This window comes from Nostoc sp. NMS8 (assembly GCF_017115045.1).
Lineage (GTDB): Bacteria > Cyanobacteriota > Cyanobacteriia > Cyanobacteriales > Nostocaceae > Nostoc.
This window is the reverse complement of sequence record NZ_JABXKK010000082.1, coordinates 37,638-51,054: the sequence shown is the minus strand read 5'-3', so window position 1 is coordinate 51,054 and position 13,417 is coordinate 37,638. Positions and strand designations below refer to the sequence as shown.

At 41.7% G+C, this 13,417-nt stretch carries 14 protein-coding genes; 7 read left to right on the top strand and 7 right to left on the bottom strand.

Annotated elements, in window-relative coordinates; translation table 11 throughout:
• Positions 1-138: 138 nt before the first annotated feature.
• Entirely contained in the window at positions 139-948 is an 810-nt protein-coding gene (locus HWQ39_RS15250; protein WP_292846334.1) for a M15 family metallopeptidase, read from the bottom strand.
• 102 nt (positions 949-1,050) lie between these two features.
• On the opposite strand from HWQ39_RS15250, the gene HWQ39_RS15245 reads away from it, so the two are divergent.
• Positions 1,051-1,968: an AEC family transporter gene (locus tag HWQ39_RS15245; protein WP_292846411.1), complete on the top strand. Its 918-nt coding sequence runs from the start codon at positions 1,051-1,053 to the stop codon at positions 1,966-1,968.
• A gap of 84 nt (positions 1,969-2,052) precedes the next feature.
• Here HWQ39_RS15245 and tsaB read toward each other — a convergent pair whose 3' ends face one another.
• Both tsaB and HWQ39_RS15235 read right to left on the bottom strand, forming a co-directional pair.
• Positions 2,053-2,712, bottom strand: a complete 660-nt coding sequence (gene tsaB / locus HWQ39_RS15240) for a tRNA (adenosine(37)-N6)-threonylcarbamoyltransferase complex dimerization subunit type 1 TsaB (RefSeq protein ID WP_292846332.1) — start codon at positions 2,710-2,712, stop codon at positions 2,053-2,055.
• Positions 2,713-2,741: 29 nt separating this feature from the next.
• Positions 2,742-2,906, bottom strand: coding sequence for a hypothetical protein (locus HWQ39_RS15235; protein ID WP_292846322.1), 165 nt, complete (start codon positions 2,904-2,906; stop codon positions 2,742-2,744).
• A gap of 182 nt (positions 2,907-3,088) precedes the next feature.
• On the opposite strand from HWQ39_RS15235, the gene uvrA reads away from it, so the two are divergent.
• From uvrA to HWQ39_RS15220, 3 genes are all read left to right on the top strand, one after another.
• Entirely contained in the window at positions 3,089-5,977 is a 2,889-nt protein-coding gene (uvrA, locus tag HWQ39_RS15230) for an excinuclease ABC subunit UvrA (protein ID WP_292846321.1), read from the top strand.
• A gap of 136 nt (positions 5,978-6,113) precedes the next feature.
• Positions 6,114-6,446 (top strand): DUF6883 domain-containing protein, encoded by a 333-nt coding sequence (locus HWQ39_RS15225; RefSeq protein WP_292846320.1) that lies wholly within the window; start codon positions 6,114-6,116, stop codon positions 6,444-6,446.
• A 17-nt stretch (positions 6,447-6,463) separates the two neighbouring features.
• Positions 6,464-6,682 carry a DUF4926 domain-containing protein gene (locus tag HWQ39_RS15220; protein WP_292846318.1) on the top strand — a complete coding sequence of 73 codons (219 nt, stop codon included), beginning with the start codon at positions 6,464-6,466 and terminating at the stop codon, positions 6,680-6,682.
• 135 nt (positions 6,683-6,817) lie between these two features.
• Here the strand turns inward: HWQ39_RS15220 and HWQ39_RS15215 are convergent, their stop codons facing one another.
• Genes HWQ39_RS15215 through HWQ39_RS15205 form a run of 3 tightly spaced genes read right to left on the bottom strand, consistent with a single transcriptional unit; the run spans position 6,818 to position 9,256 of the window.
• Positions 6,818-7,246, bottom strand: a complete 429-nt coding sequence (locus HWQ39_RS15215) for a DUF2358 domain-containing protein (protein ID WP_292846316.1) — start codon at positions 7,244-7,246, stop codon at positions 6,818-6,820.
• 12 nt (positions 7,247-7,258) lie between these two features.
• Positions 7,259-8,404, bottom strand: coding sequence for a family 10 glycosylhydrolase (locus tag HWQ39_RS15210; RefSeq protein WP_292846313.1), 1,146 nt, complete (start codon positions 8,402-8,404; stop codon positions 7,259-7,261).
• A 33-nt stretch (positions 8,405-8,437) separates the two neighbouring features.
• The gene (locus tag HWQ39_RS15205) at positions 8,438-9,256 is read right to left on the bottom strand and encodes a DUF1206 domain-containing protein (protein ID WP_292846310.1); all 819 of its coding nucleotides are present in this window, start codon (positions 9,254-9,256) and stop codon (positions 8,438-8,440) included.
• Positions 9,257-9,458: 202 nt separating this feature from the next.
• On the opposite strand from HWQ39_RS15205, the gene HWQ39_RS15200 reads away from it, so the two are divergent.
• The 3 genes from HWQ39_RS15200 to HWQ39_RS15190 all read left to right on the top strand — a co-directional run bounded on the left by HWQ39_RS15200 (position 9,459) and on the right by HWQ39_RS15190 (position 11,773).
• Complete coding sequence (locus HWQ39_RS15200) at positions 9,459-10,322, top strand: alpha/beta hydrolase (protein ID WP_292846307.1); 864 nt, start codon at positions 9,459-9,461, stop codon at positions 10,320-10,322.
• 301 nt (positions 10,323-10,623) lie between these two features.
• On the top strand, positions 10,624-11,079 hold the full coding sequence (locus tag HWQ39_RS15195) for a pentapeptide repeat-containing protein (protein WP_292846304.1): 456 nt from the start codon (positions 10,624-10,626) through the stop codon (positions 11,077-11,079).
• A gap of 340 nt (positions 11,080-11,419) precedes the next feature.
• Positions 11,420-11,773 (top strand): Spx/MgsR family RNA polymerase-binding regulatory protein, encoded by a 354-nt coding sequence (locus tag HWQ39_RS15190; protein ID WP_292846301.1) that lies wholly within the window; start codon positions 11,420-11,422, stop codon positions 11,771-11,773.
• 137 nt (positions 11,774-11,910) lie between these two features.
• Here the strand turns inward: HWQ39_RS15190 and metK are convergent, their stop codons facing one another.
• On the bottom strand, positions 11,911-13,185 hold the full coding sequence (gene metK / locus HWQ39_RS15185; protein WP_292846408.1) for a methionine adenosyltransferase: 1,275 nt from the start codon (positions 13,183-13,185) through the stop codon (positions 11,911-11,913).
• Positions 13,186-13,417 lie beyond the last annotated feature (232 nt).

Sequence of the window (13,417 nt, the reverse complement as noted above, 5' to 3'; positions counted from 1 at the left end):
TTAGGGAAGTAGTGCTTCAGCCTCCATTAGAGCAGAGGAAGTAAGTAAAACCAATTACTTCTGACTCAGCCAATTTTAGATTTTGAATTTTGGATTGAAGGAAAAATCTAAAATCTAAAATCTAAAATCGCATAACTTCTATGGGGATATCTTAGCGGGTTTCAAATTTCTGGCTTTGTAGAACATTTCTAAGCTATTGCGATCGCCTACAAAACGCCAGTGCCAAGGCTCATAACTCACACCTTGAATATTATCTTTGGGAAAAGACATTTCAAAGCTGAAACGCGCGGCATTTGCTTGCATCCACCGATAAGCCTTGGTATTGTCAAAGTTGGTTTGGAGATTAGTTGCTGGCACTGCTCCATCTCCAATATCCACAGCATAACCTGTGTGATGTTCGCTATGACCAGGAGGAGCGCTGAGGGCAGCTCGTTCTGCTGGCGTTTGATTTCGTTGGGCACCGACACCAAAAAACAACTGCTCCTGATCTTTGACTGAGCGAAAACCAGAAATTGGTACTAAAATTACTCCTGCACTCCGCGCTGCTGCTACCATCTCCTCAAATTTTTGGGCAGCACCTTTTCGCATTTTAATGCCCCTATTTGCGGAGATGGTTACTAGTTCTGACTCAGGCGCTTCTGGGTAGGGAAAGTGCCCTAACACAGTATCGCTGGAATTATTAGATGGTGCGGGAGTTGGAATTGTAGGAGCAAAAGTAGCTGGTAAAGCTTGAGAATCGGCGGTTTTTTTGGGTGCAGTGACAAAAAACAAAAAACTGCTAATTAAAACCAGCAGGATAAATCCTGTTACTCCCCCAATCAGCACAATTCGGGGTTGCAACCAAATTTTCGGTGTTGCATCAGGGGTATCGCGTACTGCCACTGGAATATCATCACCAAGGTCATTTGATGAGTTTTGCGGTTCTCCAGAAAACCCTGCCTTATTCAAAGGTAAACTCCTGTTTTTGTGGGATAGCCATAACAGATTTTGCACTGGACAAAAGTAGACGTAACAGGTAGCATTTTACATCTGTGGTTTTTAGGCGCAATCTTGACAAACCTTTTAGAACTATACGTCAAGCTGGGAGGATTAGTCCTGGTAGGTTTTATTCTGGGACGCAAACTACCTGTGACAGTTCCTACACATTTGGGACAGTTCCTATTTTGGGTGGGAGTACCTATAAGCATAGTATCGTTTTTGCGTCAATCTAGCTTGTCAGGGCAAGTTTGGATTGCACCTGCCTTCGCTTACCTAGCCATTTTACTCGGAGCATCTTTAGCTTGGTTGGGGATTAAAGGACAAGCATATTTTAAAAATACTGTCTACCAAGCACCAACTCAGGCTAGCTTGATATTAGCGGCAATGTTGGGTAATACAGGTTATCTTGGTTTTCCCATTACCTTAGCAATAGTAGGCAAGGAATACTTTGCTTGGGCGCTATTTTACGATTTGTTAGGTTCCTTCCCTGGAACTTATGCCTTTGGTGTGTTGCTAGCAGCGCGTTTTGGCGGTGGTGCCCAGAATCATTGGCAGATTGTTAGGGCTATCTTAATTAATCCTGCCCTGTGGGGTTTCGGATTTGGCTTGCTGTTTCGACAGGTGACAATTCCCACTGTCGCGGAATTCTGGTTAGAGAAATTTGCTTGGAGTAGTGTAGCTTTATCTTTGATGTTAATTGGAATGCGACTGGCGCTGCTCAAATCTTGGCGTAGCCTACCACAAGCAGGGATGAGCTTGGGAATCAAAATGCTGCTAGTTCCCTTGATATTGGGCAGTTTTTTACCACTATTTGGATTAACTGGGCCGATCGCAAAGATCATCGTGCTACAAATGGCTATGCCTCCAGCTTTCGCCACACTGGTAATTGCTGAGACATTCAATCTCGATCGCGATCTGGCAGTTACAGCCTTAGCTGCTGGGGCTATAGGATTGCTGGTTACTCTCCCAGTTTGGTTGTGGCTATTTTAATTTGGGATTTATGCACTGTGAGGTGATCGCTTCTTGTAGTTTAGTGAATAAATTAGTCATTAGATAACTAGTTTGAAGCATTCATTAGGCATCTTGTACTGGATGCTGCCCATAATATGGCAAAGCCTCTGACCAATTAGGAAATTTACCCTCTTGCCAATCGAGATTAGCTAATTGCAAAATACTTGTCACCGTCTCTGCTAATCCAGATTGAGCTTGAATCAACTGATAATTAGTGTGCCAATTCGCTAAAGTTTCCTGCCATGCTTCTGGCGTAAACACTTTATCTGGTAAACACACTTTTAGCTTAGAAACATCTGGCTCAAACTCATAAATACCAGCAAAAATTTGACCTCGTTGTGCTGGCATCTCCACAGCAATAGTTTTTGAATTTGGACTTTTGCCTGCTTCTGACCAAGCTACCGCAGCCAAAGTTGAAATTGCAAATACAGGAATATTTAACTGTTGCCCTAAAGTCCGAGCAGTAACAACACCAATCCGAGTGCCTGTAAAACCACCAGGGCCTTTTGCAACTGCAATAAAAGACAAATCTGCCCAAGTTTGCGGTTTGACAAATTCAATCAAATATTGATGTACTAAGCTGGATAAATCACGCCCCAAATTCCAAATTTGGGAGCGAGTTTCACCAGCAAAATCACTAATTGCCAAACCTAATTCAGGTGTGGTAGTGTGTAGTGCTAAGGCATATTTATTTATTACAAAGCCTTCTAGTTCCGTTGTCAAAGTTACTTAAGATATCTATTATTATAGAGTTAACGTGATTTATTCAAGCATATAACATAGCGGTTCTTAAGTGAACTAGCTTGTTTACCTTGAGAGTAGGAACTTCCGTGACGCGTTAAATGGACATCAAAAAGTTCATCTCGGTAATGGTTAAAGCGATCGCGTTCCGTCTGCGGTTGGATTTCCGATACCATAGATTCACCCTCAGAAGGATATTGAATCGAGATGTTTCCAAATTAGCAGACTCTTAAGTATGTCTGCGGCATGAATCTGGAACGATAACTAACTAAAACAGTACTATTGTTCTACAATAAACCAATTAAAGATAGTATTATTAAGGACTGTTTCATAAGAAACTCCTTCTTCGCCGCCCAATATGTCAGACCAACAGCTAGCAGCATCCTTGAATGGACATCTCCCCAACCCCAGCCACAACAGCCAGAATACCATTCGGATTCGGGGTGCTAGGCAGCATAATCTGAAAAATATTGACTTGGAATTGCCACGCGATCGCCTAATCGTATTCACTGGCGTTTCTGGTTCTGGTAAGTCTTCCCTAGCCTTTGATACGATTTTCGCTGAAGGGCAACGTCGCTATGTCGAATCCCTCAGCGCCTACGCCCGGCAATTTTTAGGACAACTGGATAAGCCGGATGTGGAAGCCATTGAAGGCTTAAGTCCAGCAATTTCCATTGACCAAAAATCAACGTCTCATAACCCCCGTTCCACTGTCGGTACGGTGACAGAGATTTACGACTATTTGCGGCTGTTGTTTGGTCGGGCTGGCGAACCCCATTGTCCAATATGCGATCGCTGTATTGCACCCCAGACAATCGATGAGATGTGCGATCGCATCATGGAATTACCAGATCGCACCCGCTTCCAAATCCTTGCACCCGTTGTTCGAGGGAAGAAAGGCACACACCGTAAGCTTTTGTCAAGTCTGGCATCCCAAGGTTTTGTCCGCGTGCGGATCAATGGCGAGATCCGCGAACTGTCAGATTCCATTGAATTGGATAAAAACTTTACCCACACCATCGAAGTGGTAATTGACCGCTTGGTGAAAAAGGCTGATATCCAGGAGCGTTTGGTTGATTCCCTGTCTACGTGTCTCAAGCAATCGGGTGGGATTGCGGCCATTCTGGTGAGTCTGCTTGGTGACGACGGACAAGAAAAAGAAGAAGAATTAGTATTTTCGGAAAATTTTGCCTGTCCAGAACATGGCGCGGTAATGGAGGAATTATCACCGCGATTGTTCTCCTTTAACTCGCCTTATGGTGCTTGTCCACACTGTCATGGAATTGGGACTTTAAGGAGATTTGCGCCAGACTTGATCGTACCCGACTGGGAAGCGCCAGTTTATGCTGCGATCGCACCTTGGTCAGAAAAAGATAATTCTTATTATTTGGAATTACTCTATAGTGTAGGACAAATTTATGGATTTGAGTTACAGACAAATTGGAGCAAGCTGACAGAAGAACAGCAGCAAATTATTTTGTTTGGAGAGAAAGATGAACGAGCAGCAGTTGCACAAAGAAAGCAGAGTTTTAAAGGTGCTATTCCAATTTTGCAACGGCAATATGAGGGTGGTTCGGAATTAGTTAAGCAAAAATTAGAGCAGTATTTAATCGATCAACCGTGTGAAGTTTGTCTGGGAAAACGGTTAAAACCGGAAGCCTTGGCGGTGAAGTTGGGACAATATGGAATTTTAGAATTGACTACCGTATCAATTCGGGATTGTCGGGAGAGAATTGAGCAATTTAAGTTGAGCGATCGCCAGTTACAAATTGCTGATTTAGTTCTGCGAGAAATCAAAGCAAGATTACAATTTTTGTTGGATGTAGGTTTAGATTATCTCACCCTTGACCGTCCCGCCATGACGCTTTCTGGTGGCGAAGCCCAACGAATTCGTCTAGCCACGCAAATTGGTTCTGGTTTAACAGGAGTTCTCTACGTTTTAGATGAACCGAGTATTGGTTTGCATCAACGAGATAATGGTAGGTTGCTGAAAACTTTAACTAAATTGCGAGATTTGGGTAATACGTTAATTGTCGTTGAACACGATGAAGAAACAATTCGCGCAGCTAACTACATAGTTGATATTGGCCCCGGTGCTGGAATTCACGGCGGAAATATAATCGCCCAAGGTGATTTTCAGGCATTATTAGCAGCAGAGGATTCCTTGACGGGTGCATATTTATCAGGAAGACGAGTAATTACCACGCCAGCAGCACGCCGAGAAGGAAATGGGCGCAGTTTGGGAATTCAAAATGCTCATCGTAACAATTTACAAAATATAGATGTAGACATTCCATTAGGTAAACTCGTCTCCATTACTGGTGTGTCTGGTTCTGGCAAATCTACCCTAATTAACGAATTACTATATCCATCTCTGCAACACCATTTAACTAAGAAAGTTCCCTTACCCAGACATTTGGATAAAATTCAGGGATTAAACGCGATTGATAAAGCGATCGTGATCGATCAATCACCCATTGGACGCACACCACGTTCTAACCCTGCAACTTACACAGGAATTTTCGATGCCATTCGAGATGTATTTTCTCAAACAGTCGAAGCCAAAGCTAGGGGTTATAAACCTGGACAATTTTCTTTTAACGTTAAAGGTGGACGTTGCGAAGCTTGTAGCGGACAGGGTGTGAATGTGATTGAAATGAACTTTCTCCCGGATGTTTACGTACAATGCGAAATTTGTAAAGGTGCAAGGTATAACCGCGAGACTTTGCAGGTGAAGTATAAAGATAAGTCAATCTCTGATGTTCTGAGAATGACAGTTGAGGAAAGCTTAGACTTTTTCCAGAATATTCCCAAAGCTATCGCGCGTTTGCAAACTTTATTTGATGTCGGCTTGGGTTATGTCCAACTAGGACAACCTGCGACTACCTTATCAGGTGGTGAAGCGCAACGGGTAAAATTAGCAACCGAACTATCTCGACGCGCCACAGGGAAGACACTTTATTTAATAGATGAACCGACAACAGGGTTATCTTTTTACGATGTCCACAAATTGTTAGATGTGTTGCAAAGATTGGTGGATAAAGGAAATTCAATTTTAGTAATTGAACACAATTTAGATGTAATTCGTTGTTCTGACTGGGTGATAGATTTGGGGCCAGAAGGTGGCGACAAAGGCGGAGAATTGATTGCTGTGGGTACACCAGAGGAAGTTGCAAAAAATCCCAGGTCTTATACTGGGCAATATTTAAAGCAGGTTTTGAAACAGTATCCAGCGGTGAAATCTTAGTCTTTTCAAAGTAGGGTGGATTATATAAAACTAAACCATCTTATCTCTAAATTTTATCCCTAGTTTGAGACTATTTGATTTTTATTTAACTGTTGAATTGCAGTATGGATAAGTCAAAGGTTATAGCAAACGTATTATGAAACTTCCTAACCCTGAATGCGCTATCGTTGAAATAGATAAAATTGCGGGTTACTGTCTCAACCCAGAACATCCAGAGGGAAAACACAAAGCCCGTGTATTTAAATCTGCACTAGACTTAAATTTAGATGATGCAGAAGAATTACAAGCCATACTTTTACAAGCAGTAGTAAATTATGATGCTATCCCTGGTAAAAGTAATCAATACGGTCAAAAATATATCATTGATTTTCCCCTGAATCGCTCAGATAAACAAGCAATTATTCAAAGTGTTTGGATAGTGCGTAATAATGAAGGCTTCCCCCGCCTAGTTAGCTGTTATATAATCTAAGCAATGAGGTAATACTAATGAAATTATTAGATGTAGTTGCCCTAACCGAAGACTTACCAGAATTGGGATTGCATCGCGGTCAAGTAGGAACGATTGTAGAAGAATATGAACCTGAAGTTTTTGAAGTAGAATTCAGCGACTTAACAGGAAAAGCTTATGCCGTAGAAACTTTAAATGCTAGCCAGCTAATGACTTTATATCATCAATCAATTGGTGGGAAAACATTATTGGTTTAACAAAATCAACAAATAAATAAGTTTGCCTCGCTTATCATTCTTTCAGTTAAGAGTAAGAGCTTATTTAAACTAAATTTAACAACCTATTTCAATCTTAATTATTCTTAGTCTCAAGAATGAATATCTAACAGCTAATTATCTCTCCCCTCCTCTTTGCCAAAACTGCCGTAAAATCTCCCCTGGTTTGCGATCCCATGTGTCAATATGCTCGTATATCAAATTATCTTGGTTGAGTTTATATGTTGAATAGCCATTAAAAAGCAACCTTGCTTTCCAAGGAACGCGCAACACTCCCCGCACTGTCCACTTAGCTAAAATCGTGTCTTCGGATGACTGAGATACTTCATGCACATCAAAGCAAATTTCGGTAAAAAATAGCCGAGCGTGAAATCGCAAAGTCCAAAAGATAATACGATAGTTAAATTTATATTTAAATGTATTTACCGGGTCTTTAAAGTAGATATCATCTGTATAAATCTGATATGAAATATCTTTTTCAAAAAGTGTTGGTAAATCCTCTTTTAAAGTTTTAATTACCTGTTCCACCGAGAATTGAGATTCCACGCGCATTTTCCCTTAAAAAATCTTTTTTAATAACCTTTGCCAAATTGAAGATGTCCTCTTGTTAATCACACCACCCGCACTCAAATCTGACAGAGTAGGAAATGATGCAGACTTAGCATAGGGGCCATTTCGCAAAACTTTAGCTAGGGTATTGTTATTTTCGCGCAAACCTTCGTAAAAAAAGAATACCTCTCCTTGAATACCAAGTTGGCGATTGTATTCAATTGCTTGCACCAGATATTCTGGACTAATACAATAACTACCAAGTTTCATCAGTATTCCCGGTGCTAACCTGGGCAGTGTCGCATCTGTGAACTGCTGGTTTACCAGTTTATCAGCGATCGCACGGTAACTCCCAAAGTCACGGCGATAAATCTGCGGCTGAATCATATCAACTATTCCTCGATTCAGCCAGGTGGGTGAGTCTTGCAGATATTCCTGGAATGCCCAATCATAGATATTAGGTGCGATCGCTACCAGCAAATTAGAATTCACCGCTTTCACCTCCCGATAGAGACGCGCCAAAAATTCAGTCAGAATATCTGCACGCCACTGTAACCATTGCCTATCCTTGGGGTTCTGTGGTGGATTGCAATTAAATTTCTGGCGATAACGACTGATAGTTCCCTCATCATACCCACCTTCAGAAGGTAATGCCGGGAAGCGATCGTCACCTTGAACACCATCCACATCATAATTATTCGCAACTTCCAGCACCAAGTTCAATAAAAATTCCTGCACCTGTGGGTCGAGTGCATTCAACCACTCAAAGCCGTTTTTCTTCAATAAATTGCCGTTATAATCACGCGCCGCCCATTCCGGTTTTTTCTGTAAAAGTACACCACCATTTAAATTGTAGGAACTGGCAAAACCGTATTCAAACCAAGGAATAACTTTCAACCCAACTCGCCGCGCCTCAATTATCACTTCTTCTAAAGGGTCTCGGCCTACAAACATCGGGTCAATTTCAACTCCAAAAGTCTGCTGCATTGTCTGACTGGGATACAAAGTTACTGCCTTGTTCCAAACAACGGGAAACACCACATTAAATCCTGTCTCGGCCAAGAAATCCATCGCCTCAGCAATGCGTTCCTTTGACCTGAGAACTTTACTATCAGTAGTGGTCAGCCAGATACCACGGGTTTCTATTATTGCCATTTCTATAAATTAAAATTCTCGGCACTGCACCATCTAAACATTCACTACCCGACGATACCGCGCCTGTATTATTGTGTAAATGGCATAGGCAACCAAACCTAGTGCCACAATACCCAAAAGCCATGCTCCGTTAGGCTGTTGCGCTAGCGTCTGTAATACTTCATCCAAACCTTCGGCGGTAGCGGCATTCGATTGTTTTGCAGCTTCAATTAAAAACCAACCGATAATACAAAATACTATACCCCGTGCCGCTAAACCAAATCTGGAAATCCTCATTACCCATTGGGCTTGTGTGTTGCTTAATTCTGTTAAATTGAGTTCTTTACGAAATTTCCCACTAAAAGCTTGATAAAACTGATAGAAACCTAGAGCAATTACAAACACCCCCACAGTTCCAACTAACCACTCACCAAAGGGTTGAGAAAGCAACCGTGCTGTCGAATCTTCAGTAGAATCACTACTATTTTTACCACTGCCTGTACCCATAACGATTTGCACAGCACTTAAGGCTAAACTTGCATAAATCAAGCCATTAACTGCGTAACCAATTCGCACTGCTAAACCTTTGGCATCGTTACCTTTATTTTCTGGGTCTTTAATTGCCTGCACAAAACGCCAGATTACGTATCCAATCAAGCCAGTTGCAACTAAAGCCAGCAAAAATTTTCCAAATGGCTGGTTGACAATTGTTTGCAGAGCGCCTTGGGTATCAGTTGTTTTACCACCCCTGCCAAAAGCCGCCTGTGCTGCCAGTAGTCCAACTATACCGTAAACTACTCCCTTGGAAACATAGCCAAATCGTCCCAGTCGCTCAACCCACAATGAAGCATGGTTTGTCAACTGTTGTGTCATGGTAGTTGGAGAATAATTATATCTACTTTTACCAAAATTTACCCGCGATTCACATCTATCCCAGGGCAAATTGTTTAATTATTTTGTAATAAATCACTATTGTAATACTGTCTTTTAATAGATGTGAGGTTCCTAAAAATCATATTAAACTTATTAAGTAATATATTATTTAGTGTTTTATAATGCTGAATTGGGATTGATTATGTTTCTAATAGAAACTTCTTGGAAACACGAATATATAACTACTAATGGGGTGAAGCTACACTACGTTACCCAAGGTGAAGGCCCCTTGATGTTGATGCTGCATGGGTTTCCTGAATTTTGGTACTCTTGGCGGCATCAAATACTTGAATTTGCTCAAGATTTTAAAGTAGTTGCCATTGATTTGCGTGGCTACAACGATAGTGATAAACCAAATGAGCAATCAGCTTATGTAATGGATGAATTTATCAAAGATGTAGCAGGAGTAATTAAAGGCTTAGGATACCAAAAATGTGTTTTAGCTGGACATGATTGGGGAGGTGCGATCGCTTGGAATTTTGCATACACTCACCCCGAAATGGTAGAGCGATTAATTATCCTTAACCTGCCTCATCCTGCGAAATTTGCTCAAGGGTTACGCACTCCCCAACAGTTGCTACGTAGCAATTACATCTTCCTCTTTCAACTACCGTGGATACCAGAATTACTTTTACAATCTTCCGACTACCAAGCTATTGAAACAGCTTTTAAAGGTACAGCAGTTAACAAGAGTGCTTTCACGCAAGCCGATATTGACGCATATAAAAATGCTGCGGCAAAACGCGGTGCCCTGACAGCAATGCTGAACTATTACCGCAATATTTTTCAGCAGAGAATGCTAAATCCAAATTGGGGCATTCTGGAAGTGCCAACGCTGATGATTTGGGGAGAAAATGACACTGCACTCGGCAAGGAACTAACTTACAACACCGCAGCTTATGTCAGGGATTTTCAAATCAAGTACATTCCTAATTGTGGCCATTGGGTGCAGCAAGAACAGCCTGAATTGGTTAATCAGTATATGCGAGAATTTCTGAGGAATTAAGCTCAACCATCAATTGATAAAGTATAAATACTTATAAAACCAGCTATGGTGAGTAAATCCAGCTTTTCAAAAGATTTAATAGTGATTTAATACTGGCTTTTTTTGAGGAATTATCAGGTAAAATCGCCATAAATCAGAATTAATGGTGTTTGTGACATTACTTTATATTCCTGTTTCAGATCGCAACAAACCTGTCAGGAGATAGATTGTCACAAGATAGATTGACCTCACGAAGTTTAGTGAGATAATAGAGTTGTGAGGGACAGAACGGACGCAACTTGATTATTAAGGGGGAAAAATTATGAAACTCCAGCTATTAGCGGCCATGGCCTTAGCAACACCCCTATTTTTCGCTAGCTCGGTTAGAGCCGAGAATCCACAGGATTTACAAAAGCTGCTTTCAACTGGGGAATGTGTTAAGTGCGATCTATCAGGAGCTAACCTCAGTGGCGCTCATTTAATTGGTGCTGACTTGAGAGGCTCGAAACTGCAAGGAGCAAACCTTGTAGGAGCTAACCTCGAAGGTGCTGACTTAACTGGTGCAAACTTGGCAGGTGCTAACCTAACATCTGCTTATGTAACTAATGTGAATTTGAAGCAAGTCAATCTCAACGGAGTAAATTTTACTCGCGCTACAATTCACGATTCTAATGTGTATCAAGCATCAATGAACGATCTCAACCTGACCGACGCAGAAGTATTTAATACTGGAATCGGGATTGGTGGTGAAGATGCCGAGATTCCCGATTGGAAATAGGCTCAACTAAGTTGACAGGTTAAAATCAACACAACATTCAGTCTTGGCGGGTCTTAAATCAAATAAACTAGTTTTTGCCAGAATTATCCTTAAAACCTGCCTCTACAGAAATATTAAGATAAATGAAACCCCTCTGTCTTGTAATCACTTTACTATGACAAAAGCAGAGAGGGTTTCTTTTTGTGATTAAGTTAGTGCGTGTAGTGGCGACGAAAGTATGAAAACTTAGTATGCGATCGCCATCGGTAATAAATATTTATAATAGAAATCCAAAGATAGAGCATTAGTCACAGAAGTTACACCAGTTATGTAATATATAGAAATCGTTGCTTAACTGTTTATGTCTCTTGAAGTCTACGGCATCCCCAACTGTGGCACCTGCAAAAAAGCTTTGACGTGGCTCCAAGCTAACAGTATTGACTATGAGTTCATCAACACCAAAGATACTTCACCTACCCGTGACCAGATCCAAAACTGGGTAAAGTCTCTGGGTTCTGCTGCCATGCGAAATACCTCCGGTCAATCCTACCGCGCTTTAGGAGAACAAAAAAAGACTTGGACTGATCGACAGTGGATTGATGCATTCGCTCTTGATGCAATGCTGCTTAAGCGTCCGCTTTTTGTGAAAGATGGAACAGCCGTACTGGTTGGCTTTAGAGATGAGACAGTAGTTAAAGAAAAATTAGAGCTTTAAAGCGCCATGTAGTTGTCTACGACGCACTGTGCCTACGCTAATGCAGTCGGCTAGTAAAAAAATGAGGGCATCGGTAACTTGTCAAGTTGCCAATACCCTCACGTAGATAAACTAAGTTTTTGCAGTAGCGTATAAGTCTAAGTCACAGCTTGAGCAACTACTGCCGAAAGTGAATCCTTTACTGCTTGCTTCAACAATTCGGCCTTATCGGTCTGTTCCCAAGGCAAGTCTAAATCAGCCCGCCCAAAATGACCGTAAGCCGCGACGTCCTGATAAAAACGTCCGCCTCGTTCACTTGGTAAGTTGCGTAAGTTGAAAGTATGGATAATCCCCGCTGGACGGAGTTCAAAGTGCTTGTCGATTAATTCCAGTAAGGTTTCTTCATCCACTTTGCCAGTACCAAAGGTATCCACTAGGATACTTGTTGGTCGTGCTACGCCAATCGCATAGGATAGCTGGATTTCAACTTTGTCTGCCAATCCGGCGGCGACAATATTTTTTGCCACATAGCGAGCCGCATAAGCAGCAGAACGGTCTACCTTCGTGGGGTCTTTACCAGAAAAAGCGCCACCACCATGTCGTGAATAACCACCGTAGGTATCAACGATTATTTTCCGTCCTGTCAGACCAGAATCTCCCTGAGGGCCACCAACGACAAATTTGCCAGTGGGGTTGACTAAAAAACGTGTCTGATCGTTAGGCTTAATGTCAATATCGCCAAAAACAGGTTCGACCACTGCTGACCAGAGGTCTTGTTTAATTTTGGCTTGTACAGCCGCCTCATCTGTGATTTCCCCAATAGTAGCTGCATGTTGGGTAGAAATCAGAATAGTATCAATACCTACTGGGCGTCCATCTTCGTAAGCTACAGTTACTTGGGTTTTGCCGTCAGGACGCAGGTATGGCAATTCACCCGTTTTGCGGACTGCTGCCAATCGACGGGCAATGCGGTGTGCGAGACTGATGGGCAATGGTGTCAGTTCTGGTGTTTCGTTGCTAGCGAAACCGAACATTATACCTTGATCGCCCGCACCAATTTTGTCAAATTGTTCATCACTATCTTGCTCGCGGGTTTCGTGGGCGGTGTTAACGCCTTGAGCAATATCAGGTGATTGTTCGTCTAAAGCTACCAGAATACTGGTGCTATTGGCAGAAAAGCCATTATCGGCATTGGTATAGCCAATTTCGGCAATTTTTTTGCGGGCGAGATTGACGAAATTCACATTGGCTTTGGTGGTTATTTCACCAGTGATTAGCACCAAACCAGTGTTAACTACTACTTCAGCAGCAACACGGCTGCTGGGGTCTTGTGTCAATAGAGCATCCAGAATAGTATCAGAAATCTGATCGCAAATTTTATCTGGATGACCTTCGGTGACTGACTCGGAGGTAAATAAATATCGACGAGACAAAGGAAATTCCTCCATCGAGAGTTTTTTCGTTGACTAAATTATGAGTATTTAGTTCAACTACTAATTTATGAAATCATAACAATATTTATACTTCAGTCGTTAGTATCTTTTTGATATTGATAAAAACCGCTAACCATAAGGTAAATATCCGTAAATAATATAAATATATGATGATTATTTTTTAGGAAAAATGTATTTAATAACACAAAAAAAAGGGGGACACCCGGAAGCG